The 26,688-nt window shown below is 62.0% G+C and carries 22 protein-coding genes; 6 read left to right on the plus strand and 16 right to left on the minus strand.

From position 1 onward, the window contains the following. Positions 1 to 365: 365 nt before the first annotated feature. Positions 366 to 1,067 carry a response regulator transcription factor CtrA gene (gene ctrA / locus ACN9MO_RS14470; RefSeq protein WP_025424706.1) on the plus strand — a complete coding sequence of 234 codons (702 nt, stop codon included), beginning with the start codon at positions 366 to 368 and terminating at the stop codon, positions 1,065 to 1,067. A gap of 323 nt (positions 1,068 to 1,390) precedes the next feature. Here the strand turns inward: ctrA and ACN9MO_RS14475 are convergent, their stop codons facing one another. Together ACN9MO_RS14475 and chpT are read right to left on the minus strand one after the other, a co-directional pair. Next, complete coding sequence (locus ACN9MO_RS14475) at positions 1,391 to 1,753, minus strand: response regulator (protein WP_057254716.1); 363 nt, start codon at positions 1,751 to 1,753, stop codon at positions 1,391 to 1,393. A 259-nt stretch (positions 1,754 to 2,012) separates the two neighbouring features. Next, a complete protein-coding gene (gene chpT / locus ACN9MO_RS14480) occupies positions 2,013 to 2,657 on the minus strand; it encodes a histidine phosphotransferase ChpT (protein ID WP_057254715.1) in 645 nt (214 codons plus the stop codon). A 276-nt stretch (positions 2,658 to 2,933) separates the two neighbouring features. Here chpT and ACN9MO_RS14485 point away from each other — a divergent pair, with 276 nt between their 5' ends. Both ACN9MO_RS14485 and ACN9MO_RS14490 read left to right on the plus strand, forming a co-directional pair. Beyond that, the gene (locus tag ACN9MO_RS14485) at positions 2,934 to 3,524 is read left to right on the plus strand and encodes a DUF1134 domain-containing protein (protein WP_057254714.1); all 591 of its coding nucleotides are present in this window, start codon (positions 2,934 to 2,936) and stop codon (positions 3,522 to 3,524) included. Positions 3,525 to 3,788: 264 nt separating this feature from the next. Then, positions 3,789 to 4,958, plus strand: coding sequence for a hypothetical protein (locus tag ACN9MO_RS14490; protein ID WP_057254713.1), 1,170 nt, complete (start codon positions 3,789 to 3,791; stop codon positions 4,956 to 4,958). A gap of 108 nt (positions 4,959 to 5,066) precedes the next feature. Here the strand turns inward: ACN9MO_RS14490 and ACN9MO_RS14495 are convergent, their stop codons facing one another. Together ACN9MO_RS14495 and ACN9MO_RS14500 are read right to left on the minus strand one after the other, a co-directional pair. After that, positions 5,067 to 5,903, minus strand: a complete 837-nt coding sequence (locus ACN9MO_RS14495) for a TrmH family RNA methyltransferase (protein WP_057254712.1) — start codon at positions 5,901 to 5,903, stop codon at positions 5,067 to 5,069. Positions 5,904 to 5,907: 4 nt separating this feature from the next. Then, entirely contained in the window at positions 5,908 to 6,291 is a 384-nt protein-coding gene (locus tag ACN9MO_RS14500; protein ID WP_057254711.1) for a hypothetical protein, read from the minus strand. Positions 6,292 to 6,319: 28 nt separating this feature from the next. On the opposite strand from ACN9MO_RS14500, the gene ACN9MO_RS14505 reads away from it, so the two are divergent. Together ACN9MO_RS14505 and rpoH are read left to right on the plus strand one after the other, a co-directional pair. Beyond that, entirely contained in the window at positions 6,320 to 7,348 is a 1,029-nt protein-coding gene (locus ACN9MO_RS14505; RefSeq protein WP_057254838.1) for an RluA family pseudouridine synthase, read from the plus strand. A 212-nt stretch (positions 7,349 to 7,560) separates the two neighbouring features. Then, complete coding sequence (gene rpoH / locus ACN9MO_RS14510) at positions 7,561 to 8,466, plus strand: RNA polymerase sigma factor RpoH (RefSeq protein ID WP_057254710.1); 906 nt, start codon at positions 7,561 to 7,563, stop codon at positions 8,464 to 8,466. Positions 8,467 to 8,580: 114 nt separating this feature from the next. Here rpoH and ACN9MO_RS14515 read toward each other — a convergent pair whose 3' ends face one another. Together ACN9MO_RS14515 and ACN9MO_RS14520 are read right to left on the minus strand one after the other, a co-directional pair. Further along, a complete protein-coding gene (locus ACN9MO_RS14515) occupies positions 8,581 to 10,896 on the minus strand; it encodes a hypothetical protein (protein WP_112997166.1) in 2,316 nt (771 codons plus the stop codon). Between the two features lie 63 nt (positions 10,897 to 10,959). Further along, a complete protein-coding gene (locus ACN9MO_RS14520) occupies positions 10,960 to 12,258 on the minus strand; it encodes an adenylosuccinate synthase (RefSeq protein ID WP_057254708.1) in 1,299 nt (432 codons plus the stop codon). A gap of 205 nt (positions 12,259 to 12,463) precedes the next feature. On the opposite strand from ACN9MO_RS14520, the gene ACN9MO_RS14525 reads away from it, so the two are divergent. After that, entirely contained in the window at positions 12,464 to 13,345 is an 882-nt protein-coding gene (locus tag ACN9MO_RS14525; protein ID WP_112997167.1) for a DMT family transporter, read from the plus strand. Positions 13,346 to 13,647: 302 nt separating this feature from the next. Here the strand turns inward: ACN9MO_RS14525 and ACN9MO_RS14530 are convergent, their stop codons facing one another. From ACN9MO_RS14530 to pal, 10 genes are all read right to left on the minus strand, one after another. Further along, positions 13,648 to 14,154 (minus strand): GNAT family N-acetyltransferase, encoded by a 507-nt coding sequence (locus ACN9MO_RS14530; protein ID WP_057254706.1) that lies wholly within the window; start codon positions 14,152 to 14,154, stop codon positions 13,648 to 13,650. 118 nt (positions 14,155 to 14,272) lie between these two features. Next, the gene (gene serA / locus ACN9MO_RS14535) at positions 14,273 to 15,868 is read right to left on the minus strand and encodes a phosphoglycerate dehydrogenase (protein WP_058321051.1); all 1,596 of its coding nucleotides are present in this window, start codon (positions 15,866 to 15,868) and stop codon (positions 14,273 to 14,275) included. A 133-nt stretch (positions 15,869 to 16,001) separates the two neighbouring features. Then, entirely contained in the window at positions 16,002 to 17,180 is a 1,179-nt protein-coding gene (locus tag ACN9MO_RS14540; protein WP_058321050.1) for a phosphoserine transaminase, read from the minus strand. A 255-nt stretch (positions 17,181 to 17,435) separates the two neighbouring features. Further along, complete coding sequence (locus ACN9MO_RS14545; RefSeq protein ID WP_058321049.1) at positions 17,436 to 18,269, minus strand: outer membrane protein; 834 nt, start codon at positions 18,267 to 18,269, stop codon at positions 17,436 to 17,438. A 187-nt stretch (positions 18,270 to 18,456) separates the two neighbouring features. After that, positions 18,457 to 19,284 carry an outer membrane protein gene (locus tag ACN9MO_RS14550; protein ID WP_112997169.1) on the minus strand — a complete coding sequence of 276 codons (828 nt, stop codon included), beginning with the start codon at positions 19,282 to 19,284 and terminating at the stop codon, positions 18,457 to 18,459. A gap of 364 nt (positions 19,285 to 19,648) precedes the next feature. Beyond that, a complete protein-coding gene (gene glmM, locus ACN9MO_RS14555) occupies positions 19,649 to 21,001 on the minus strand; it encodes a phosphoglucosamine mutase (RefSeq protein WP_112997170.1) in 1,353 nt (450 codons plus the stop codon). A 315-nt stretch (positions 21,002 to 21,316) separates the two neighbouring features. Then, positions 21,317 to 23,257 carry an ATP-dependent zinc metalloprotease FtsH gene (ftsH, locus tag ACN9MO_RS14560; RefSeq protein ID WP_112997171.1) on the minus strand — a complete coding sequence of 647 codons (1,941 nt, stop codon included), beginning with the start codon at positions 23,255 to 23,257 and terminating at the stop codon, positions 21,317 to 21,319. Between the two features lie 101 nt (positions 23,258 to 23,358). Further along, a complete protein-coding gene (gene tilS, locus ACN9MO_RS14565; protein ID WP_113132261.1) occupies positions 23,359 to 24,699 on the minus strand; it encodes a tRNA lysidine(34) synthetase TilS in 1,341 nt (446 codons plus the stop codon). After that, positions 24,689 to 25,726, minus strand: a complete 1,038-nt coding sequence (gene ybgF, locus ACN9MO_RS14570) for a tol-pal system protein YbgF (RefSeq protein WP_058321045.1) — start codon at positions 25,724 to 25,726, stop codon at positions 24,689 to 24,691. Before ybgF ends, tilS begins: the two co-directional genes overlap by 11 nt. Positions 25,727 to 26,001: 275 nt before the next feature. Then, positions 26,002 to 26,535 carry a peptidoglycan-associated lipoprotein Pal gene (gene pal / locus ACN9MO_RS14575; protein WP_057254697.1) on the minus strand — a complete coding sequence of 178 codons (534 nt, stop codon included), beginning with the start codon at positions 26,533 to 26,535 and terminating at the stop codon, positions 26,002 to 26,004. Positions 26,536 to 26,688: the final 153 nt, after the last annotated feature.

The raw sequence follows: 26,688 nt of genomic DNA on the forward strand, positions 1-26,688 counted from the left end.
AAAATCTTCAGCGATATTAACAAAAGCCTACCGCTGGTAACCTTTCGTTTACGGGCATCGTTAATCATAGGCGTGATGATTTAAGGCTCCGTAAATGCTGAGGCACGAAATGTGACCGCCCTGGCATTAACGAGTCGGAAGAGTCAGATAGTGGCATTTCCTCATGTTTCACATGAGATTAGCCGTTCTGGATTCACGTTGGAAATCAGGAGACTGGTAAAAATATTTAACAAACTCGATACACCTTGCCAGAGGGAATCAGAATTTGTTAACCATTTGGTGGCAGCCTCCAAATCAGGCAACGACTGGATCCGTATCGCGTAAGGGTGCCACGACGACCTTGGGCGGCGGAAAAGGGGAAGAATATGCGGGTTCTATTAATCGAAGACGATAGTGCAACGGCTCAGAGCATTGAGCTGATGCTCAAGTCCGAGAGTTTCAATGTCTACACCACCGACCTCGGTGAAGAAGGCGTCGATCTCGGCAAACTTTATGACTATGACATCATCCTTCTCGACCTCAACCTGCCGGATATGTCCGGCTATGAAGTCTTGAGAACGCTGCGCCTTTCCAAGGTGAAGACCCCGATCCTGATTCTCTCGGGCATGGCCGGCATCGAAGACAAGGTCCGCGGCCTGGGCTTCGGCGCCGACGACTACATGACCAAGCCCTTCCACAAGGATGAGCTGGTCGCCCGTATTCACGCCATCGTCCGTCGTTCCAAGGGTCATGCCCAGTCGGTCATCTCCACCGGCGAGCTGATCGTCAACCTGGATGCCAAGACGGTCGAAGTCGGCGGACAGCGCGTCCACCTGACCGGCAAGGAATACCAGATGCTCGAGCTGCTTTCGCTGCGCAAGGGCACGACGCTGACCAAGGAAATGTTCCTGAACCACCTTTATGGCGGCATGGACGAGCCGGAACTGAAGATCATCGACGTCTTCATCTGCAAGCTGCGCAAGAAGCTTGCAAACGCTGCCGGCGGCGCCAACTACATCGAGACCGTCTGGGGCCGCGGCTACGTGCTGCGCGAGCCGGATGGCGCCGAGTACGCCGAAACCGCCTGATACCCGCAAGGGCCTGCATGCCCCCCGCATGATGCGGGCCCAGAGTGTTCACAAAACCCGCCACGAGCGGGTTTTGTCGCTTCTACAGCGCCGCGCGTCTTATCAGGCGCGCAAAGGTCGCTGTAGCAATTTAATTCACTGCATCTTTCCTTTAATCGGCTACGATTAAAGGAAAGATGCAAGTAGCCATATCTCACGCCGCTCCCCCTCAAAAGGCGCAGCCCCTTCGCGCGCATGAAGAACCAACGGCCGGCGGCAAACACGCAAAAGCCGCGGCAGTGGCCACGGCTTTCATCTCATCCGGAATATGTGCGCGTGAGTGCTCAGGCCGCCATCGACTGGCTTGCGAAAACACTGGTCAGGATCTTGCGGTCGAAAGGCTTCAGCAGGAAGTCGTCGGCGCCGGCCCGCTTGCCGGCCATCATCTTCTTCAGATCCGCCTCGACGACGCAGTAATAGATCCGCACCGAAGGGCCGTTCGGGAGCCGCCGGATGTTGCCGATGAGTTCGAGCGCGCCTTCCAGCCCGGCGTCGATGACCAGGATGTTCGGGAGTTCAGCTTCGCAGCGGACAAGCGCCTCGAGGCTGTTCGATGCCTCGTAAACCATGAAGCCCATGCCGGACAGGATACGTTTCCCAACTTTCCGGACGACATCCGAGCCGTCGGCAATCATCAAGCGCCGCATGTCCAACTCCCTTCGCAACTTACCTATACGCGTACTCGCAGGCTTGAAACAACTCTATACAAATTTGGGAAAGAATTCGTTACGGAGTTTGCTTAATAGCGCCTTTCTTCGCCGCATCAACCATCTGAAAACATTAAGTTTTCCAGAAATGGACGCAAGCAGAAAGAAACATGACGCACATGTGCGGCCCCACGCCGAAGCGCGGGACCGCACGTTTTAAGGACTTTGAATAGAATGATTGCAGGCGGGAAATGAAACCTCAGGCTGCAACGCGGGTGGTGAAGATGATCTCTTCACCGGTCGATGCAACCTCGATCGTCATGCCGGCTTCCTCGCCGAGCAGCACAGTGTAGTAAGGCTGGATCGAATGCGCGTCGACCGCTTCCTCCGGCGTACCGGACAGCAATTCCGTCAGCCTCGGCGGTACGCGCATCATGCGGCCCTTCGCGACCAGGGTGAAGACGGCGTCGAATTCCGGGTTCTCCAGCGTGACGTCGATCGAACCGCCGCGCGGGATCGCCCCATAGGCGATGAGGAAGAGGTTCAGGAGCAGCTTGACCCGGTTCTTGGCGATGATCGCGCGCGGGCCGTGCCAGTTGACCTCGGTCTTCTTTTCGGCAGCCGCGAAATCCTTGGCCGCCTTCTCCGCTTCACCGGTGTCGATCGAGGCACCGACCGAGCCGGATGCGCCGAATGCGAGGCGGGCGAATTTCAGGCGGACCGAGGCGTTGAGCGCGCTCGTCCGGATCAGGTCCATCGCATCGGCGTCGGCGCCGCCCTCATCCAGCAGTTCCAGGCCGTTGTTGATGGCACCGACCGGCGAGATGATGTCGTGGCAAACCCGGCTGCACAGAAGCGCGGCCAGATCGGGTCCCGTCAGTGTCAGGTTCGGATTCGTTGCCATCGTGTATCCTTGTTGGTTCCGCCGGCCCGCCGCTTGGGGGCACGCGCCATCGTGACGCCGGTAAAGCCTCACGCGAAAAGACGCAAGTCATGGGCTGCCCGGCGCAGCCGTTCATCAGTGGATCATAATGACACCACATTTGGTAAACCGATTGTTAAGACCATCGGTTCAAATTGCATGGAAATGGTCCAGCCCCCTCACTGGTCGCACAGTGGTCTGACTGGCGGCCGCTGCAAACCCGCAAGCGAGCAATTTTCGCGCCTGACGGAGGAAACGATGCATCAGATCATGAAGGCAGCCACACAGGCCTGCCGTGTTGTCCTGGCCACGCTGTTCCTGGTCGCTGCTGCCCAAACGACGGCGCATGCCCAGTCTGCGAACAACAGCCAATACACGATGCAGGAAATCGTCGATGCCGGTCACGGTTTCTTCGGCGAAACTTCGGGCGGCTTGGCGAAGGTCGTCGAACGCGCCTTCGAGCGCTACGGCCTGCCGAACGGCTACATTCTCGGCCAGGAAGGCTCCGGCGCATTCATCGCCGGTCTCACCTATGGCGAAGGCGAACTCAACACCAAGAACGCCGGCCAGCACAGCGTCTTCTGGCAGGGTCCGTCACTCGGCATCGACTGGGGCGGCCAGGGCAGCCGCGCCATGATGCTCGTCTACAATCTGCCGAGCGTGCCGGCACTCTACAAGCGCTTCGGCGGCGTCTCCGGTTCGGCCTACGTCGTCGCTGGCGTCGGCATGACGGTGCTGACCGACGAACAGATCGTCGTCGTTCCGATCCGCACCGGCATCGGCGCGCGGCTCGGCGTCAATGTCGGCTACCTCAAGATGACCCAAACACCCACCTGGAACCCCTTCTGAGGTCAGCTGCATTATTCCTTAAATCGGCATCGATATAAGGGCAAAATTATGCAGCAGATCTAAAATGCTACAGCGACCTTCGCGCGTCTAAAGAGCGCGCGAAGGTCGCTGTAGTCGGGTCGGCGCCGGCAAAATCCCGCGCCGGAGACTTGCAGCGCACGAAACGTCATGTTTAGTGCAAGAATGCGGAATTAAGGAGTGCCTGCCGCACCGCGAGGTCCGGCAGCCACTCCGGTTCCGGTACAGTTTTGAAACGGCCAGCTCGTGATCCAATTCGCGCTTCTCTTTGCCCTGGGCTTTCTGACGGCGATCATCATCGGTCTGCTGGTCGCACCGGCGATCCACCGCCGCATCGTGCGCTTTGCCGAAGACCGACTGAAGGCGACCATGCCGCTCAGCCCGCAGGAGGTGCGCGCACAGAAGGACGCTGCCCGGGCCGCTTACGCCGCTGAAAACGCCCGCACGCAGCAAGCCCTGAAGCGCGAACGCGACAAGGGCGTGTCGCTGATGCTTGCCAACGAGAAGAGTTTGCACGAGGCGCGGCGCCTTGGCGGCGAGAATGCCGACCTGCATGCGCAGCTTGCCGACATGAACGTCGAAGCGGCGGACATGCGCTCTGCCATCCGGCAATTCGAGCAGCGCCTGGAACGGATGAAGGCAACGCTCGACAGCGTCGAGCGCGACAATGCCGGAAAATCCGACGAGATACAGAAGCTCGGCGTCCACCTCGCCCAGCATGCCGCCGAAATCGACAATCTCAGGATCACCCTGGTGGCGCGCGAGACCGAGGTCGAGCATCTGAAGAGCCGGATAGCCACGCTGCGCGACGAGCGCGAAGCCCTGCGTGGCGATCTCAAGGCCGAGACGACCCATGCCAAGGAAATGGAGATTCGCCTCTCTCGCGACGAAACGCGGCTACACCGGCTGGAAGACAAGCTGGCGCGCGAGATGGCAACCAGCGCCGACCGCGAAAGCGCACTCGAGCGGCGCGCGGGAGAAATCGAACGGTTGAAGACCAAGGTGAAGGATACCAATCAGGAAATGCGCGATGCAGCCAAGGCCCTGCGCGCCGCGGGCATCGCCTTCCCGCTGAGGAAGGAACGCCGGCCGGCCACCGAACAGGCTGCCAACGGTTCCGTATCCCCGCCCGATCAGCCGGCCAGCGAGATTGCTGGTTCTGCAGCCGCCGATGATCTGCGCAACCGCGCCACCGCGCTTTCGGAACGCCTGACCAATTCGAAATCCGCCGCCCATGACGACGCTCTGCGCGACGAGGTTGCGGCAATTGCCGCCGGCATGGTTGCGTTGACGGCGACGAACGAAGGCCCCTCCTCCCCCATCCTCAATCTGCTGGCAGGTGAAGAGCAAGAGCAAGGCGCAGCCAAGCGGGAGAGTTTGGCGAAGCGGGCGAAGGACATTCTGCCGCGCGAATAGAGCCGTTGGCCGGGCAGACCATTGACGCCTTTGGCGCACGCGCCGGTCACCAGGTCACGGGATCGAGCCATTTCCTGCTGTCACCGGAAAGCCTGGGAACCTTGAGTGTCAGATGCGGCCGTTGATCAGCGCCACCTGGTGCAGGGCAATGCCGGCCGCCGTCGAGACGTTGAGGCTATCGAGGCCCGGACGCTGGCGGATTCGCGCCGTGCGGATCGAGGTCAGCACGGATTGCGGCAACCCCTCCCCTTCGGTCCCCATGAGAAGTGCCGTACGCGCCGCCGGGGGGATCGCGCCAAGATCGGTTTCTCCGGCGGGAGAGAGCCCCCAGATCGCAAAGCCCGTCTGCTGCAGCCGCTCCAGCATCGCGGCCACCGAGCCTTCGCGCACAAAGGGCACCGTCAGCACCGAGCCCACGGAGACGCGGATCGCCTTGCGATACATCGGGTCGCAGCTCGTCTCGTCCATCAGCACGGCATCGACCCCGAAGGCCGCAGCGTTGCGGAAAAGCGCCCCCATGTTGTCGTGATTGGAGATGCCGCAGGCCGCCAGCACGAGGCTCGACGCCGGCAGCGACGCGATCAAGGCGTCGCGGCCGGGCGCGCCTTCGCGGCGACCGAGCGCAAGCACGCCCCGGTGCATGTTGAAGCCGGCGATCGCATCGAACACCTGCGCGTTCGCCACATAGACGGGCACCGTCGACGGAAATCGTTCGAGGATTTCCTGAACGCCGGCGAGACGGTTTTCGAGCAGCAGGATCGCCTCGGCGGCAAAGCCGCGCCCGCTTTGATGCGCAGCCGCCAGCATGCGCAGCACGACCGTGCCTTCGGCGATGAAGCGGCCCTGCCGTCCCGTCAGGTCGCGCTCCTTGATCGAAACGAAGCCGGCAATCCTGGGATCGGCGGCGTCGTCGATGCGCTGGACGGGCGGGAGGGCGCTCGCCATGCCGTCAGTTGGTCCTGACGGTGATGTCGGCGACGATGCGGCCGGCGCCGATATCGAACACGATGGCGCGCGGCTCCGATCCCGGCAGGTTGCCGTAGAAGAGCACCTGGGAGCCGGAGAGCGCCACGTTCGTGACGGTGAAGCCGGCGGGCAGTGCTGCGACCGCATTGACCGGCGCTTCGCTCGGAACGACGGCAGTGGCGGCCTGAACGGGCGCCTTCGCGTCCGTGCGCGTCAGCTTGTAGACAATCGTCCCAAGGACGGCCATAAGCATGACCAACATGACGCCGGCCGAGACGAGCTGAAGCTTCACCATCTTGCGGCGGACATTTTCCATGGCCGGATCTAGCGGCTTGTCTTCCTGGTCATCGGGCTCGATTGCGGTCATGGTTGGCCTTTTTTCGGATTTGAACGGAATGAACGACCCCTTTAAACAAGCGACGGCCAATAGGAAAGTCCTGACGGCGGGCGAGGATGCCGCGGGACGCCTGGATTCCTTCCTGACGGACGCACTTTCGGGTGAATTCTCCCGCAACCGGATCAAGGGCCTGATCGCACAGGGAGCGGTGTCGATCAACGGCAAGGCGGTGACCGAAGCGAAGAAGAAGGTCCATCCCGGCGATGTCTTCGAGATCGACCTGCCCGAACCGGAAGATCCGGAGCCGAAGGGCGAAGACATCTCGCTCGACGTGCTCTACGAAGACGACGACCTGATCGTGCTTTGCAAGCCAGCCGGCCTCGTCGTTCATCCCGGCGCCGGCAACTGGACCGGTACGCTGGTCAATGCGCTCATCCATCATTGCGGCAGCAGCCTGTCGGGCATCGGCGGCGTCAAGCGCCCGGGCATCGTCCATCGCCTCGACAAGGAGACGAGCGGCGTCATGGTTGTCGCCAAGAACGATGCCGCGCACCGCCACCTCTCGGAGCAGTTTGCCGACCACGGCCGCACCGGCCCGCTCGAACGCGCCTATCGGGCCGTCGTCTGGGGCCGCCCGCGGCAGCTGAAGGGAACGATCGACGCCCCACTCGGGCGTGCCGTCGACCGGACGAAACGCGCGGTCAAGCGCGAAGACAGCGACGACGCCCGCGAAGCCATCACCCACTACGAGGTCGTCGAGCGTTATCTCGAAAAGCCCGATGGCACCTGCCTGGCGTCGACGGTGGAATGCCACCTCGAAACGGGGCGCACGCACCAGATCCGCGTGCACATGGCCCATATCGGCCATCCGCTGATCGGCGATCCGGAATACGGCGCCGCCTTCCGCACCAAGGCGAACTTGTTGCCGGATGCGGCCAGGGTCGTCGTCAATCAATTTCACCGCCAGGCCCTGCACGCCTTCATGCTGCAGTTCGAACATCCGGCGACCGGCGAGACCATGCATTTCGAATCACCGGTGCCTGTCGACATGGAGCAACTGATCGAGGCCCTGCGGAGCGAAGAGTGATCGTGCCCTTGAATTCCGGTGTCGGGATTCCAATTTAAGGCTCAGTCTTTGTTCGTGACATTTCTGTCGCCCGGCGTCACAGATTGGTGAAACCGGACTCCTTGAATCATGCTTTCGCCGTACTTATTTTCTAGGCTCGTGGGGTCTTGACGAAGACCCACATGCCCGGCTTGCCGACCGGAGGCCGGAGACGACAAAGGGGGGTGCTTCATATGGCCCGAAACAATTTGCCGACCATTGCCGCTGGAGAAGGCGGCCTCAATCGCTATCTCGACGAAATCCGCAAGTTTCCGATGCTGGAACCGCAGGAAGAGTACATGCTCGCCAAGCGGTACCAGGAGCATGACGACCGCAAAGCAGCGCACAAGCTGGTCACCAGCCACCTTCGCCTCGTCGCCAAGATCGCGATGGGCTATCGCGGCTACGGCCTGCCGATCGGCGAAGTCGTATCCGAAGGCAATGTCGGCTTGATGCAGGCCGTCAAGAAGTTCGAGCCCGATCGCGGCTTCCGCCTTGCCACCTACGCGATGTGGTGGATCAAGGCGGCGATCCAGGAATATATCCTGCGCTCGTGGTCGCTGGTGAAAATGGGCACGACCGCCAACCAGAAGCGGCTGTTCTTCAACCTGCGTCGCCTCAAGGGCAAGATCCAGGCGCTCGACGAGGGCGATCTGAAGCCCGAACAAGTCAAGGAAATCGCCACCACGCTCAAGGTGAGCGAGGATGAAGTGGTTTCGATGAACCGCCGCCTCTCCGGCGACGCTTCCCTCAACGCGCCCATCAAGGCGAGCGAAGGCGACTCCGGCCAGTGGCAGGATTGGCTTGTCGACGATCACGACAACCAGGAAGAAATCCTGATCGAACAGGACGAGCTTGAAAACCGCAGGGCGTTGCTCGCCAATGCGATGAAGGTGCTGAACGACCGCGAGCGCCGCATCTTCGAGGCGCGCCGCCTGACCGAAGAGCCGCTGACGCTCGAGGATCTTTCGGCCGAGTTCGACATCAGCCGCGAACGCGTGCGGCAGATCGAGGTCCGTGCCTTCGAGAAGGTCCAGGACGCCGTGCGCAAGGCCGCTCTCGAGCGCGCCAATGCATTGCGGGTCGTCGAGGGCGCATAACACCCTTCACGGTTTTCGGGCGCTAACGGCTGCCCGTCATCGATAAAAGCCAAATGAAAAACCCGGCGGATCGCTCCTGCCGGGTTTTTCTTTGTCCTGTCCGATCGCGCTTGCTTACTGGCTGTTGGTCGCCGCGTCCGTTGCCGGTGCGGCCGTCCAAGCGCGCATCGCCTGGTTGAAGGCGTCGGTTCCGCTCGGCCCCTTCTCCAGCGTCAGCAGTGCGCGGCGCCCGTTCCTGTAGGTCAGCGGAATGTCGATCCAGCTCCGGCTGCGCAGCAGTTCGGTGTTGTTGCCGATCGCGTCCTTCGAATCGTTGAGCGCGATCATATGGAAATCGTCGGTGATCTTGGCCGGAACCGCAATCAGCGCATCGCCGCGATCCTGCTCCGTACGCTTCATCGAAACGCGCTGAACGCTGTCGATCGCGCCGCCTTCGAAATTCGGCGGCAGCGAGAAGACGAATTCGACGACATGGCTGGCCGGCAAGGACTCGTCGGCGTTGCGCTTGATCGTCATCAACGCGGTCAGACCCCGGTCCGGAATGGTGATTTGCGCCTGGATGGCCGGTTCAGGCTTGGCGTCGCCACCAGGCGATTCTTCCTTTACCGACCACGCAACGGTTCCTGGAATGGCCGTCGGCGAAGACTGGCCGAGACGCTCTTCGTAGAGGAACATCTTCTCGCCATTGGCGATCGCAATCTCCGGCGTCGTCGGCTGACCACCGGTCTGCTGGCCCGCAGGCGGCGTGCCTGCAGCCTGTCCGGCCGTTCCACCCTGGGCAGTGGCCGTTTCGACGGGCTTGCTCGCCTCTGTCTGCTGTGCCACGGACTTGCCTTCCTGCGCGGCGCTCTCGCCGCTTGCGGTGGCAGGTCCATTGTCGACTTCCGAGCCATCACCAAGAAGGCGTTGGGTGAACTTGGTCGAGCTGTTGTCCGGGACCGCCGTGTCGTCGTGCTGTGCCGGTTCCTGCTGCGTCGATTCTCCCTGGGTTTCCGCCGGCGGAGCGCCCTCTTGTGCCGGCGATCCACCGATGTTTGAAACGGCCGAGGTGACCGATGCCACGATGCCCGAAAGCCAGGCATTGCCGGCTTCCCGGTTCTGCCAGTAGGCGAAGCCGCCGCCGCCAAGCGCCAGCAAGGTGACTGCAGCGATGGCGAGGCGCTTGATGCTGAAGCGCGATGGCTTCGGAGTGGCCCGGTAAGATGCCGGCCGCGATGCCGCGGGCGCCAGTGCCTCGGCGCCACGTTCCGGCTCACGCGCAGCCGTCGATGCTGCTGCACCCGCCGTCGCCGCAGCTGTGGCACCTTCGAAACCGAGCAGGTCGTCGATGTGATCCCAAGCTGTGCCTGCACGATCTTGCTGGCTCTGAGGGGTATCGGTCGAGGCCGTCTGTCCGGTCTTCTCGACCGGCCAGGACCAATCGGCAATCTCCGGCTCCGCGCTCTTTTCGGTTCGCCGTTCCTCCAAAGGCGCAAAGGGGTCACTATCGTCGAACGACCAGTTGCGCGCGGAATCAGTCTTGGGGAGCTCTGCTTCGGCCCTCGGGGTCTCCGCCGGCGCATGCTGCTGCAGCTCTTCCACCGGATGCATGCCAAGAAGCTCGGGGGTATGGACCGGCTCTTCTTCGCCGACCTGCTGGTCCGTGGGAGCAGCGTGCGTTGCTACTTGAGAGGCGGATTCCCATTCCGGCAGATCCCACTCCGAGACAGCCGACTTTTCTTCGGCGGCCACCGCGGGAGCAGCATCCCATGTCGGTTCTTCGACAGACCGGGGTTCTTCGTCTATCGACGGAGGAACGACCGGTTCTTCATAGGTCTCGACCGGAGCGGGCTCCGAATATTCCGCAGCCTCGTAAACCGGGGCATCCGCCTGCGGCTCTTCGACGACGGGGGCGCTCGGCTCCTCTACCGGAGCCTCGGTCGCTTCGACATGTTCGGCAACCGGCTCTTCCGCAACCGGCTCTGCCGGCGCTACCTCTGCGGCTTCGACGTAGTGTTCGGCGGGCTGCGCCGGCTCCTCGTAAACCTCGGCGTCGTGGTCGAGTGCCGCAATGCTTTCGGCCTCCGGAGCCGCTTCCTCGGCAACCGCAACCGGCTGGCTTTCACCAACCGGCTCGGGCTGCGCTTCGGGCTCCGAAACGACGTCCTCGATCGGCGGCTCGGCGGCTACGGCTTCGGTCGCTTCCTCCACCACCTCCGTCTCTTCGAGCGCGGGCAAGGCTTCGGCGTATTCGCTGTCAACCTCGACGATGGCGTTTTCGAGTTTCGCCAACTGGCGATTGATCATGTCGTCCGACGGACGCGGGTTCATGTTTTCGAGTTGGCGGCGCACGGCCGCGCGCGCCTTCTCGTATACCCTGTCCCGCATTTCAGGTGTGTTTTCCGACAGGCCGTCTACGGTCCTGCGAATAACTGCAACAAAATCCGCCATTAGTACTTTCTCATACGCCCAGGTATGTCTTTGCGATCGCGACGCAATGTCATTTCGCCGACACTAGTCCTCAAAGGGGTCCGTCACAAGTATTGTGTCGTCCCGCTCGGGGCTGGTCGAAAGAAGAGCAACCGGCGCACCGATCAGTTCTTCCACCTGGCGAACGTATTTGATCGCTTGCGCCGGAAGCTCCGCCCAGCTGCGTGCGCCGACCGTCGATTCCTTCCAGCCTTCGAGTGTAATATAGACTGGCTTTGCCGAAGCTTGCTGCGCTTGGCTTGCCGGCAGATGGTCGATCTGCTGTCCGTCCAGAGTATAACCGACGCAGATCTTCAGTTCGTCGAGACCATCGAGCACGTCGAGCTTGGTGAGCGCGATGCCGGTGATGCCATTGGCGGCAACGGACTGGCGCACCAGCGCCGCGTCGAACCAGCCGCAGCGGCGCTTGCGGCCCGTGACCGTGCCGAACTCATGGCCCTTTTCGCCGAGGAACTGGCCGATTTCATCGGTGAGTTCGGTCGGGAACGGGCCCTCACCGACGCGCGTCGTATAGGCCTTGGTGATGCCGAGGATATAGCCGAGAGAACCCGGGCCCATGCCCGAGCCGGCAGCAGCCTGGCCGGCAACCGTGTTCGACGAGGTGACGAACGGATAGGTGCCGTGGTCGATGTCGAGCAGCGTGCCCTGCGCGCCTTCGAACAGGATTCGCGCGCCCTTGCGGCGGGCCTTGTCGAGCAGCACCCAGACGGTGTCCATGAACGGCAGCACCTTGGCGGCAACAGAAGAAAGCTCCTGCATGATCGCCTCGTGGCTGATCTCCGCTTCACCGAGACCACGGCGCAGCGCGTTGTGGTGGGTCAGCAGGCGATCGACCTTGGCCGGCAACGTATCGAGATCGGCGAGGTCCATCACACGGATGGCGCGACGGCCGACCTTGTCTTCGTAGGCCGGGCCAATGCCGCGGCGCGTGGTGCCGATCTTCGTGCCGCTATTGGAGGCCGCATCTTCGCGGATGCCATCGAGCTCGCGGTGCAGCGACAGGATCAGCGTGGCATTGTCGGCGATGCGCAGATTGTCTGGCGTGATCGCAATGCCCTGCTTGCCGAGCTTGTCGATTTCGGCGATCAGCGCGTGCGGGTCGATGACGACGCCATTGCCGATGACGGCAAGCTTGCCGGGACGCACGACGCCGGAAGGCAGGAGCGACAGCTTGTAGCTGACGCCGTCGATTACCAGCGTATGGCCGGCATTGTGACCGCCCTGAAAGCGCACGACGATATCCGCGCGCTCGGAGAGCCAATCCACAATCTTGCCTTTGCCTTCGTCACCCCATTGGGAGCCGACCACTACGACATTCGTCATAATTCTCTTCCTGTGCAGGCGCGCAAACGAAGCTGCGCTGTTCTCAAACCCGCGCATCTATACTGTGTTGTCATCTGGAAAGCGACCCCGTTATATCCGGCGTTCCGCCCTTTTTGCATGACAAGGGCGGGATTTAGCGCCTATATCTTCGTCTCTCCCGCCATCGCGGCAACAGGTCGCCCATCCCCGCACAGGTCTGAGCATCGTGAATTCCAGGGCCTACTTCTATCTCTGCGTCACCGCACTCTTTTGGGGCGGCAATTCCGTCGCCGGCAAGATGGCGGTCGGACACGTAAGCCCGATGATGCTGACGACCTTGCGCTGGGTCTTCGCGCTGGTCGTCATCCTGGCGCTGATGACGCCGCAGATCCGACGCGACTGGGACAAGATCCGCAAGCACTGGCTGCAGCTTCTCGCCTATGGCGCGATCGGTTTCACCACCTTCAACGCGCTGCTCTATTCGGCGCTGAAATATACGAGTGCCATCAACGCCGTTATTCTCCAGGCCGGCATTCCGATGTTGATCTTCCTGTTCAACTTCGTGCTGTTTCGCACGCGGGCGTCGATCGCCCAGGTGATCGGCTTTACCGTCACCCTGATCGGCGTATTGGTGACTGCAGCCCATGGCGACATTTCGAGCCTGTTGACGCTCGAGTTCAATTTCGGCGACGCGTTGATGATCATCGCCTGCGTCGTCTATGCCGGCTATACCGTCGCACTGCGCTACAAGCCGACGATGCACTGGCAAAGCTTCATCGCGGCGCCTGCCTTCGGCGCGCTTCTAAGCGCCCTGCCGCTGCTCTTCTGGGAAATCGGCACCGGCACGGCGATCGCGCCGGATCCCACCGGCTGGATCATCGTTCTCTATGCGGCGATCTTCCCCTCGCTGATGTCGCAGGTGCTCTATGTCCGCGGCGTCGAGATGATCGGCGCCAACCGCGCCGGCCTTTTCATCAATGCCATTCCGGTCTTCGGGACGCTCCTTTCGGTGCTCCTGATCGGCGAGACCTTCCATCTCTTCCATCTCGTCGCGCTCCTGCTGGTGCTTGGCGGCATCGCGATCGCCGAAAGGGGCCGTCCGCGCTGACGACCCCTCGCGTCTGCCGAGCAGGCGTCGCGCAATGATATCTCTTTTCATTGAAGGCTCGCTGGGGAGGCTTGGCGCCACCCAAAACCTCGCTCATTCCTGTGCTCGTCACAGGAATCTCTAGCAGTTCCGCTGGACCTGCGGCATCAGCCCAAGTCCTTGGACCCGACGGACGTCGGGTTGCTGGATTCCCGCCACAAGGGCGAGGATGAGGGGGAACGGGACACCCCTCGCGGCAGAAAGCCATCTTTAGGGTTTGTCAGCAGCCTGAATGGTGCCGTTTCCGGCGCCATTTTCATTTATCAGGCAAGAAGCCGCTCCATATAGAGCGCTTCCTCGCCGTAGCTTGAGAGCTTCAGTGCCAGCCGCTCGTCCATCCGGACTTCAAAACCCTGCCTCTCCCAGAAACTGCGGGATCCGTTGACGGAGACGAGCGACATCGACCGCAACGCTTCCGTTCTGGCGGCATCCTCCAGAACAGGAAGAATTCCGCCGCCCGCTCCGGAACCACGCATCTCGGGCAGAAGGGCGAGATCGTGGATGTACCAGGTGTCGGCGGCATCAGGAATTTCGCCAAGCATGCTGTTCAGCGACGGCGGCGCGCCACGAAGCCAAGGATGGCTCAACACGTAGCCACGCGACTGCCCGGCCGCGTCCAGCATGAAGCACCCGGCAGGGCTCAAGGCGATGCGGTCAGCAAGTACGGCATCGTCCTCGGGAAAGGCCTGGTGAACCACAAGCTGGATCTCCGATACGGAGGCGAGATCGGGCAGGCTTGCCTCGCGCCAGCGGAATGTCATTTCGGTCATTTCTCGTCACATGCGTTCGAAACAGGAAAACGCACCGGCGGCCACCGGTGCGTCTTCGATATGTCCCGTGATTGGGTCGGCACAGCGGCGGATCACACCGCCGCTTGCAGTGCCGGCGTCAATCGATGTTGAAGACCAGCGGCTTTGCCTGGCGAATAGCCTGATTGGCCCGCAGCTTGTCAAGAACAGCCTCGGAAACCGCGCCGTCAACGTAAAGCAGCGCAATCGCGTCGCCGCCTTCCTTCTCGCGGCCGAGCTGGAAGTTGGCGATGTTGACGCCGGCGTCACCGAGCGTCATGCCGATGAAGCCGATCATGCCGGGAACGTCGGTGTTGGTGATGTAGACCATGTGGCTGCCGACATCCGCATCAAGGTTGATGCCCTTGATCTGGATGAAGCGCGGCTTGCCGTCCGAAAACACCGTGCCGGCCACCGAGCGCGTCTGGTTGGCGGTTTTCACCGTCAGCTTGATGTAGCCGTCGAAGACGCCGGTCTTGTCGCGCTTGACCTCGGAGAGGATGATGCCCTTTTCCTTGATCATCACCGGCGCCGAAACCATGTTGACGTCGGCGACCTGCGGCCGGATCAGACCGGCGAGAACCGCGCTTGTCAGCGCCTTGGTGTTCATGCCGGCGGTCGAGCCGTCATAGAGGATCTCGATTTCCTTGATCGCGCTTTCGGTCACCTGGCCGACAAAGGCGCCGAGAACGTCGGCAAGCCGGATGAACGGCTTCAGGATCGGCGCTTCCTCAGCAGTGATCGACGGCATGTTGATGGCGTTGGAGACGGCACCCTTGACCAGGTAGTCCGACATCTGCTCGGCCACTTGCAGCGCGACGTTCTCCTGGGCTTCCGTGGTCGACGCGCCGAGATGCGGCGTGCAGACGACATTCGGCAGGCCGAAGAGCGGGCTTTCGGTGGCGGGCTCGACCTCGAAGACGTCGAAGCCGGCGCCGGCAACATGGCCGGACTTGATCGCTTCGGCGAGCGCTTTCTCGTCGACGAGGCCGCCACGAGCGCAGTTGACGATGCGCACGCCCGGCTTCGTCTTGGCCAGCGCTTCGGCACTCAGGATGTTGCGGGTCTTGTCGGTCAGCGGCACGTGCAGGGTGATGAAGTCGGCCTGCGCGAGCAGTTCGTCGAGTTCGACCTTGGTGACGCCCATTTCCTCGGCGCGCTCCTTGGAGAGGAACGGGTCGTAGGCGAGAACGTGCATCTTCAGGCCGATGGCGCGCGAGCAGACGATCGAGCCGATGTTGCCGGCACCGATGACGCCGAGCGTCTTGCCGGTGATCTCGACACCCATGAAGCGCGACTTCTCCCACTTGCCGGCCTGCGTCGAGTTATCGGCGGCCGGAAGCTGGCGGGCAACGGCGAAGAGCAGCGCGATCGCGTGTTCGGCGGTCGTGATCGAGTTGCCGAAGGGCGTGTTCATCACGATGATACCGCGGCGCGACGCAGCCGGGATATCGACATTGTCGACGCCGATGCCGGCGCGGCCGATGACCTTGAGATTGGTCGCAGCTGCAATCAGCTTTTCCGTCGCCTTGGTGGCCGAGCGGATGGCAAGGCCGTCATAGTTGCCGATGATCTCGGCGAGCTTGTCCTTGTCCTTGCCGAGCTTCGGCTGGAAATCGACTTCGACGCCGCGGTCGCGGAAGATCTGGACGGCGGTTTCCGACAGTTCGTCGGATACGAGAACGCGAGGTGCCATGAGAGGCCTCCTTAAAGATCAGGTCTGAATGGGAATGCGGTTAGCCAAGCCTCGCTCCCATGGGGAGCGAAGCGGATCACTCAAATCGGTGTGAGATGCGGGCGAAGTCCATTGTTCCTCACCCCTTGTCTGATCAGGCCGCGGCCTGCGTCAGCGTTGCCTTCTGGGTCTCGAAGGCCCAGGTCAGCCACGGCATCAGCGCCTTCATGTCGGCGGTCTCGATCGTGGCGCCGGCCCAGATGCGAAGACCCGATGGTGCATCGCGGTAGTGGCCGATGTCGAAGGCAACGCCTTCCTTTTCGAGAAGCGCAACCACGCCCTTGGCGAAGGCCGCCTGTCCGTCGGCGTCGAGCGCCAGGACGTCCCTGTCGACGATCTTCAGGCAGACCGAGGTGTTGGAGCGGGTCTCGTCCTTGACCGCCAGGTTGGCAATCCAGTCATTGGCGGCGACGAAATCGAAGATCGCCTGCGCATTGGCGTCGGCACGGGCCATCAGGCCCTTGAGCCCGCCGACCTGCTGCGCCCAGAGGAGCGCATCGATATAGTCCTCGACGCAGAGCATCGACGGCGTGTTGATCGTCTCGCCGGTAAAGATGCCCTCGATCAGTTTGCCGCCCGAGGTCATGCGGAAGATCTTCGGCAGCGGCCAGGCCGGAACGTAGGTCAAGAGACGCTCGACCGCACGCGGCGACAGGATGATGACGCCATGGGCGCCCTCGCCGCCCAGAACCTTCTGCCAGGAGAAGGTGACGACGTCGAGCTTGGCGAAATCGAGGTTCTGCGCAAAGGCGGCAGAGGTCGCGTCGCAGATGGTCAGGCCCTTGCGGTCGGCCGGGATGAAGTCGGCGTTCGGCACCCGTACGCCGGAGGTCGTGCCGTTCCAGGTGAAGACGACGTCACGGTCGAAATCGACCTTGGCAAGATCAGGCAGTTCGCCGTAGCCGGCTTCGAACTTGCGCACGTCGGCAAGCTTCAGCTGCTTGACCACATCGGTCACCCAGCCGGCGCCAAAGCTTTCCCAGGCGACCATGTCGACGCCACGCTGACCGAGCAGCGACCACAGCGCCATTTCGACGGCGCCGGTATCGGAAGCGGGCACGATACCGATGCGATAATCGGCCGGCACTTCAAGAATGTCACGGGTAAGATCGATGGCCTGCTTCAGCTTCGTCTTGCCGATCTTGGCGCGGTGCGAACGACCGAGCGGAGCATCGGAGAGAGCGTCGAGCGTCCAACCGGGGCGCTTCGAGCAAGGACCAGAAGAGAAATGGGTATTGTTCGGACGGAGGTCCGGCTGTGCAGGCTTTGCCATGTGCTATCCTTCCAGATAGATAGCCCTTCGTTGGGGAAGGGTGTCCCGCCGTCGTCGATATTGTGGACGGGACCGGAAGTCAAGCGCTTTGTCGCAATCGAGAAAATTTATGGCGCCGCGGGCAATATCTGCAAAAGCAGAACAATGCCTGCCGACTGATTGTTGCCGGCTGGCACTTTCGTCCTGGCAATAGGCTGAGGCGATCGGCGGAACGATATGACCCGGTTGTCGCCGAAACTGTGGCGCTTCAAGGCATTAGAAGGAGAAGCGCAGGCCTGCGCGGATCTCGTGACGGGACAGTCCGTCGTCGAAGCCCTTGTCGCCGGCAGCCCCCACCAGCGCCTCGGCGCCGAAGCCGAACATCTCGCCATCGGCGATATGGGAATAGCGATAGCCGACATCGAGCTTCAGCTGCTCGCTAAGGTCATAGGAGATGCCCGCCATCAGCGCATAGGTGAAACGCCAGCTGTCGCGCCCCTCATAGGAGGTCGAGGTGGGCGAACCGCCACAAGCACCGCCGCCGGCCACGCAAGTGGCGCGTTCGATTGCCGTGTCCCAGTTGAGGCGCGTCGCGCCGATGCCGCCGCCGACATAGGGCGTGAAGCCGGCAAGCGTACCGAAATCCACATAGGCGTTCGCCATCAGTCCAAGGGCCGAGTAATCGGCTCCGGTCGAGAAGGCGCAGGACGTGCCCGCCCCTTGCCCGACGCAAGGACTAGCAGACGAGGACGACCCGCTGAACCGACCCTCAAAGTAGTCGGCCGTCAGATCGGCGCGGAATGTATCGGTAAACTGATAACCGACGCCGAGCGAACCGGAGAAGGGCTTGTCAAAGCGGGCATTGTCGAAGGGAACGCTGTCATAGGTCAGCGTTCCCGCATCAAAGGTCCGGTAATAGGGATCGCCCTCACCGCGCCAAGGCGCATAACCGATATCGCCGCGCAAATAGATCGCGCTTGTGCCGACAGTTTCTTTCTCGATGGTGATCTCCGGGGCATTCAGGAGATCCTCGTCGGCCGCCAGCGCGGCGCCAGAGAGAAGCAGGCCGGCACCAAAAGCGGCTCCGCAGAACCCGTTTCGCCAATCCATGCCATGCCCTTTCACCGCTGCTATCCGTGCGGGATGGAGCCATGCCGTCGCCGCTTCGTTCAGCGTTAACTATTGCAGCGACTGGTTAACCCACGGTTAACCATGCCTGTTAGCAAACGGGCAAAGATTGGCGGCAACAAAAAAGGCCACCCGAAGGTGGCCTTGGTACGTGTCGGATACTTTCCGATTACTTGTAGACGATCGGCGGCGGTTCGTAAGGAACTTCGCAGACATTGCCGAAGGAGTAACGAAGACCGGCGCGCGCTTCATGGATGTAGAAGCCATCGTCGAAGCCCGGTCCGCCACCGTTGGCGTAGCCGAACATGTCGCCATCATCGACCTGGCGGAAGCGATAGCCGATGTCGGCCTTCAAGTTGCAGGTCAGGTCGATCGCGGTGCCGGCCATCAGGGCGTAGGTGAAGCGCCAGCTGTCTTTGCCGCCATGATTGGTCGTCGGGTCGCATCTGGTGGGGTCGCCATCTACGCAGCTCGTATTGCGCAGTCCGTCCCAGCTCACACGCGTCGCACCGACACCGGCGCCGACGTAAGGGGTGAAAGCGCCGTACGTGCCGATGTCCACATAGGCGTTGGCCATGAGGCTCCAGGCGGAAACCGAGCTTATGTCACGCGAAACGCAAGGCTCGCCCGGGAAGAGCCCGCAACCGCCGCTGGTCGAGCCGGCAAAGTCGCCGTTGCCCCAGTAGTCGGCCGTGATGTCGGCGCGCAGGTAATTGTTGAACTGGTAACCGACACCGCCGCCAATGACCCAGGAATCATCGATATCAGCGGAATCGAAATCCGCGATCGAGCCGCTCGGCCCACCCTGGTAAAAATTCGCGCCCCGCAGATGGTTCCAAGCGTAACCGACGTCGCCGCGCAGGTACCAGCCGCTGGTCTGGATGACCTCGACGGGCTGCTCCGGCACCGGCTCCATAGGCGGTTGGTAGACATCCGCAGCAAAAGCTGCCGTGCCGCTGAGCAACATAGCAACAACGCCACTCAAAATTCTCTTCATGGCCCACTCCAATACATTCCGTTGCTTGGTTCACCATGAAACCGGTGCCCAAATCCCGATGTTGGTTATGGATAATGGGGAGGAAAGGTTAAGTTCCGATTAACTACAAACGTTTACCGAGATTGTTAAAAAAGCAGCCTATTCTTGCGGTTGTTGTGCCGCTTTACTGCCGGCGATACTGTTCCCTTAAGGTGCAGCTAAATAATCGTCAGGACAACGCGCTCTCAAAGCCAGCAACGCTTTCAGATCGGAATTCCAATGATGGAACGACCTCGCCCCGGGCACCGCTTTCAAGCCACGGGAGGATAAAAAAAGAGGCCGATGCGTCGCACCGGCCCTGGAGGGAAGTCAGTCGCTGAATGTCTCAGGCGGCGTTGCGAACGCTGCCGATGACGTTGACCAGTTCGTCGACGATGCGCTCGACCTGGCCACGATCGTCGCCTTCCGCCATCACGCGAATGAGGGGCTCGGTGCCGGAAGGCCGGATCAGCAGGCGGCCGGACTTGGCGAGCTCCGCTTCGGCATCGGCGATCGCCTGGCGCACAGTGGCGTCTTCGAGCGGCTTGCCGGCGGAAACACGAACGTTCTTCAGCACCTGCGGCACCGGCTCGAAGCGGTGGCACACCTCGCTCACCGTCTTGCCCTGGCGCTTGATCACCGCGAGGATCTGCAGAGCAGCAACAAGACCATCACCCGTCGTGCCGAAATCGGAGAGTACGATATGGCCGGACTGTTCGCCGCCGACGTTCAGTCCGTCCTGGCGCATCTGCTCGACGACATAGCGGTCGCCGACCTTCGTGCGTCGCAGATCGATACCGCGTCCCTTAAGATAGCGCTCGAGGCCAAGGTTCGACATGACGGTGGCCGCAACAGCACCCCCGCGCAGCATGCCGTCTTCGGCCCAGCTATCGGCGATCACAGCCATCAGCTGGTCGCCATCGATGACAGTGCCGTTCTCATCGACGATCAGCACACGGTCGGCATCGCCATCAAGCGCGATGCCGATGTCGGCGCGCACTTCGTGGACCTTTTTCGACAGCGTGGCGGGATGGGTGGAGCCGCAATCGAGGTTGATGTTGAGGCCGTTCGGTTCGGTGCCGATGGTGACGACTTCCGCGCCAAGCTCCCAAAGCGCCGTCGGCGCTACCTTGTAGGCGGCACCATTGGCGCAATCGACGGCGATCCTGAGACCTTGAAGCGTGACGTCGCGTGGCAGCGTGCGCTTTGCGTGTTCCAGATAGCGATAGATGTCGCCATCGACGCGCTTCGCGCGACCGATGTCTTCCGACTTCGCCAGCTGCCCCGAGAGATCCTGGTCGAGCAACGCCTCGATCTTCGCCTCGATATCGTCGGAAAGCTTGTAGCCGTCTGGGCCGAAAAGCTTGATGCCGTTGTCCTGGAAGGGATTGTGCGAGGCAGAGATCATCACGCCGATATCGGCGCGCAGCGAGCGGGTAAGCATGGCGACGCCCGGCGTCGGGATCGGCCCGAGCAGGAAAACGTCAAGACCAGCGGCCGTGAAGCCCGCCACCATGGCGTTCTCGAGCATATAGCCCGAAAGCCGCGTATCCTTGCCGATCACCACACGGTGGCGATGAGCGCCGTTGCGAAAGATCGTACCGACCGCAATGCCGACCCGCATCGCCAGATCCGGTGTCATCGGAAACAAGTTGGACTGGCCGCGGATACCGTCGGTGCCGAAATACTTTCGCTTCATAAGAACTCCATCGTTCTGCCGGGTCAGGGCTGGCTTGGCCACCTCCGCCTGTCTGCGTTTTCCGCGACTGGGTTTCATTGACCGGACCTCATTCATACTTCTTGGATGCCGTCTGCTTGGCGATCAGCATTCCGTTCAAGGACAGCCATCGCAAACACGTCATGTCTTCTTTGACACAAAAGCGCAGCAAACGGCAGCGAGCCTGACATCAGAAATCGTTACATCCCGTTACCAAATGCCAGAGGCCGCGTGGCAACGAAAAGCCGCCACTCCACTTGAGGAGCGGCGGCTCGGATATACTGCCAACTGTGGCAATTATTGCGGCTGCGGCTCGAACCCACCTTCGGATTCTTCGCCCTTGCCCGCCGGACCTTCCTTCTTGGAACCTGCCGAAGGAACGGCCGAGCCGCGATGCGGCGGCGTGTCGTCGCCAAGGTCGCGCGCCGGCTTTTCGCCGCGGATCAGCGCCTTGATCTCTTCGCCCGTCAAGGTTTCGTATTCCAGCAGCCCTTCCGCCAGCGCCACGAATTCGTGGTTCTTGTCGGTGAGGATTTTGCGGGCGGTCTCGTAGGCCTCATCGATCAGACGACGGATTTCGTTGTCGATCTTCTGCGCGGTCGCCTCAGAAACGTTCTTCTGCTGCGCAACGGAGTGGCCAAGGAAGACTTCCTGCTGGTTCTCACCATAGGAAACCTGGCCGAGCTGGTCGGAGAAGCCCCACTGCGTCACCATCGCACGGGCAAGCTTGGTTGCCTGCTCGATATCCGACGATGCGCCCGAGGTGATGTTCTCCTTGCCGAAGGTCAGTTCCTCAGCAACGCGTCCGCCCATCATGATGGCAAGGCGCGAGACCATCCACTTGTAGCTCATCGAATAGCGGTCGCCTTCCGGCAGCTGCATGACCATGCCAAGCGCCCGTCCACGCGGAATGATCGTCGCCTTGTGCAGCGGATCGGCCGAGGGAACGTTGAGCGCCAGGATCGCGTGACCGGCTTCGTGATAGGCGGTCAGCTTCTTCTCGGCTTCGGTCATGGCCGACGAGCGACGCTCCGCACCCATCATGATCTTGTCCTTGGCATCCTCGAATTCGAGCATGGTGACAAGACGCTTGTTTCGGCGGGCGGCCATCAGCGCCGCCTCGTTGACGAGGTTCATGAGGTCAGCACCGGAGAAGCCGGGCGTACCGCGTGCAAGCACCTTGAGGTCGACGTTCGGCGCCAGCGGCACGTTGCGCACATGCACCTTGAGGATGCGTTCGCGGCCGTTGATATCCGGGTTCGGCACGACGACCTGGCGGTCGAAACGGCCCGGACGCAGCAGTGCCGGATCGAGAACATCAGGACGGTTGGTCGCCGCGATCAGGATGATGCCTTCGTTTGCCTCGAAGCCGTCCATTTCGACCAGCAACTGGTTGAGCGTCTGTTCGCGCTCGTCATTGCCGCCGCCGAGACCGGCGCCACGATGGCGACCGACAGCGTCGATTTCGTCGATGAAGATGATGCAGGGCGCATTCTTCTTTGCCTGCTCGAACATGTCGCGCACACGGCTGGCGCCGACGCCGACGAACATTTCGACGAAGTCGGAACCGGAGATCGTGAAGAACGGCACGTTGGCTTCGCCTGCGACGGAGCGGGCAAGCAGCGTCTTACCGGTACCGGGAGGGCCGACGAGCAGCACGCCGCGCGGAATGCGTCCGCCGAGGCGCTGGAACTTCTGCGGATCGCGCAGGAATTCGACGATTTCTTCCAGATCCTGCTTGGCTTCGTCTACGCCGGCAACGTCGTCAAAGGTGACGCGGCCATGCGCTTCGGTCAGAAGCTTGGCCTTGGACTTGCCAAAGCCCATGGCGCCGCGCGACCCGCCCTGCATCTGGCGCATGAAGAACAGCCAGACGCCGAGGATCAGAAGCATCGGAAGAAGCGTGCCGATGTAGCTCAGGAAGCCGGACGAGCCGTCGGTTTCCGGGCGAACCGTGACCGTCACGTCCTTGGCTTCGAGGCGCTCGGTCAGCGCCGTATCGACTGAAGGCGCGTAGGTCTGGAACGTTGCGCCGCTTTCGGAATAGCTGCCGATCACTTTCGAGCCGGTGATCACGACTTCTTTGACGCGGCTCGCATCCACGTCCTTGAGGAATTGCGAGAACGGAATCTCGCGCGAGCCGGTGCGCTCCGTCGGCTGCTGGAACATGCTGAACAACGCGATCAGCAGAAGCGCTATGATTGCCCAAAGGGCAAGATTACGAAAATTAGGGTTCATCGAACTCCCCGGAACCTGTCACGGCCCGCGCATTTCGCCGGGCCGCTGTCTTGCTCCCTAACATAGGGTTCTGGCGACGCATTGCCAAGGCAAACCGGCTTCTACCGTTCCATTTCTGTCAATAGATCGTGAACCGGTGGCGGAAGATAACGCTCTCGTCCGAACAATCCCGCGATCCTGTCCGCCATGATCCTGTCGAAACTCGGCAAAAAGGTGTCGTAGAGGCCGATCCTCGGCTCGATTGTGGCAGATGCGACATTTTTGACGTCGTCGGACACGATGCGGGGCGCCGACAACGACACACGACCGGCAACGCCCGGTGGCAGGCCTGCGGCAATAAGTCTCTGCTGTTGTGGTCCGCGACCGCCTTCCACGGTCAGCGCAAGAGGACCGTCGCCAGCATTGCGGATCAGAAAGCGGTCATCCCAGACGCCGGTTTGCCCAGCCTGCACCGTCAGATCCTCGATACCGCGCGCCTCGCGATAGAGATAGAGCCCAGTCGAGCGCCGGTCGAAGACGACGCGTCCCGCGGTCAGCCGCCCCGGTGTCCCTTGCTCCAGGAAATTTACCAGCCGTTCCACCGTCTCGGCCGCAGGCAGATGTGCACGGCCGCCGAGGACGGTCGCCAGCGCAAGCAGCGCCCGTTGCCAATCGATGTCGCGGCATTGGCCGGCCATCGAAGAAGGGATTTCCGCGACCAACCCCGCATGCACCCGCACGTGCCGTTCGAGCAGGGCGGCGGCAGCTGCCGACGATCGCGCCCGGGACCGGGCGTCCCAGGCGCCGGCACCGGTCTCCAGCGAAGATGCCAACGCGGTCCGCGCACGTACCCGCTCGAAGCGCGTGTTCAGGTTGCTCGGATCATCGAACCAGCCGACTTTGCGGTCGGTGAGAAAGGCGCGAATGGCTGTGCGGTCGAGCGTGAGGAACGGTCGCAGCACCCAGATGCGCCGGTCATAGAGCGTGGCCTCCGCCATGCCCGCGGCACCGGGTCCCTCCCCGCGCTGTGCGCGCATCAGGATCGTCTCTCGCTGGTCGTCGAGCGTGTGACCGGTGACGATTGAGGACGTTTCGAAGCACTGCGCAGCGTCGGCCAGCAATGCATAGCGCGCCTCGCGCGCCGCCGCCTGAATGCCGGTACTGGGCTTCGGCCCGTCCCATCGGGTGATGATATGCGGTACGCCCAGGCTCTCGCAAAAGGCCGCGACACCGCGCGCCTCATCGGCCGATTCCGGCCGCAGCGCATGATCGACCGTGCAGGCGGCCAGGGAAAACTGTGTGGGCTTGGTTGCCTCGATCGCCTCGTTGAGAGCGAGAAGCAGTCCTTTCGAGTCGCTGCCGCCGGAGACGGCCACGAGAATACGTGCTGGTCTATCGAAGGAGGCAAAAAATCGTTTTGCCGTTTCGACAACGGCCAGTGGCGGGTGGGCCTCAGCAGCCAAAACGGCTCTGCTCGCTCGTCACCTTTGCCTTTACCGCCGGCGAAGCCTTCGGGTAGCGCTTGTTGACCTCGCGCAGCGTCGCGCAGGCCGTTTCCTTGTTGTCGAGCGCACCGAGCGACATGCCGAGCTTCAGCAGCATCTCCGGCGCCTTCGGCGACTTGCCGTGGGCCTGGTGCGCGTTCAGGAAGGTCTTGGCCGCGTCACTGTATTTGCCCTGCGAATATTGCGCCTCGCCCAGCCAGAAGCTGGCATCGGCCGCCTTGTCGCCCTGCGGGAACGCGGCCAGATAGTCGCCGAATTCCTGTTCCGCCGTGCTGTAATCGCCGGAAAGAACGTGGCCGTAGGCCGACTGGTAGAGATCGCCGGGATTGTCGAGCGAGGCGGTCTGCTGATTGCCCGGGTTAGCGTTCAGGCCACCATCGTCGGCGGGCAGACCCGCGCCGGCTTCGACACCCGGAGGCGTAGCGTTCGCGCCAGGTTGAGCATCGGTTGTCGCCGAGACCGGATTGCCGCTCTGGTCGAAGACGATCTGGCCAAGCGTGGTCGGCGCAGCCGCGCCATTGGAACCCTGGCTACCAGCCGAAGGAAGACCGGAGGCAGCCATGTCGCTGCCGCCGCCTGCCGGTGCCATCGTCTGGCTATCCGTCACCCCGGGGGTGACGGACGCCTGATCGCTGGTCTTCGGCGTCTGCAATGCGCCGCTCTTCTTCGGGGAGGCCTTGCCGCTTTCCAGGTCCTGGAAGCGGAACTCGTTGTCCTCCTGGAACTTCCGGATCTGCTCCTGCATCTGCAGCAGCTGGAAGCTCATTTCCTCGATACGCCCGTTGAGCGAGCGGATCTGTTCCTCAAGCTGGCCAAGCCGTGCGGTCTCGGCCGACTGCACCTTCACCACGGGCAGGTTCTGCGCGCCGGCTTGAGTTTCAGTCGTTCGGGCCAGCAGCCCTGAAAGCGGCATGGCGTTCGCCGTCTGGCCCAGGCCCGCAAGGGCCGCAAGACCGATCAGCCCCGCCACGACAAATTTCTTCATTTCATTTGTCCTGTTCGAATACCGGTTGTCCCACCCTTGACCAGGGGCCCGCAATACATCTCGCCGAGTCAACTGGGTGATTGCCGCACAGTTTTCCAATTGCCCTGAAAAAGCAACGGAGTTCGGCCAAAGTGTGGTAAAAAAGCAAAGGGCGGCTGAGAGCCGCCCTTTTAATTTAGAAGTCTGTGATCTTAGGAACACGGTGTGTTCCCTGGAACACGGGCATTCCCCCGAACACGTCATGCTACCCGACCGAGCCAGGCTCGGCCGTGAGATTACATGCCAGCGCCACCGAGGACGGTAACCGCGCGGCGGTTCTGCGACCAGCACGAGATATCGTCGCAGACGGCAACCGGCTTTTCCTTGCCGTAGGAGATCGTCTTCATGCGGTTTGCCGGAACACCCTGGCTGACGAGGTAGTCGCGCGTGGAGGCCGCACGGCGGGCGCCGAGCGCAAGGTTGTATTCGCGCGTGCCGCGTTCGTCGGCATGGCCTTCGATCGTGATTGCGTAGTTCGGGTACTTGGCGAGCCACTGGGCCTGGCGGGCGAGCGTCTGCTGCGCGTCGGCGCGGATCGAGGTGGAGTCGGTGTCGAAGAAGATGCGGTCGCCGACGTTGACGGTGAAGTCCTGCTGCGAACCCGGCGTTGCGGCGCCCGCGCCGCCGAGGCCGAGCTCGTTGGCATTGTTCGGCATGTTCTTCTTCGATGCACAGCCAGCGATAGCAAGCGTCATGACCAGGGCGATCATGACCGGGTTGCGAGCGATGGTCTGCATGCGGCCTACGGCCGGGGTGTCAATTCGGCTCATGCGCCGGTCTCCTTGGGAAGTGTCTGAATTCACGGTTGCCAGACTGTAACCGGAAGCGGTTAATCGCTTTTCAACAGTTATGGTTAACAAATCGATAATTTTAGCTCGGGGCCTGCTAGACCAGCACTTTGCGGCGAGAAAGCGGCATCGCTG

Origin of the sequence: Ensifer sp. R-19, assembly GCF_049905105.1 — a bacterium.
GTDB lineage: Bacteria > Pseudomonadota > Alphaproteobacteria > Rhizobiales > Rhizobiaceae > Ensifer.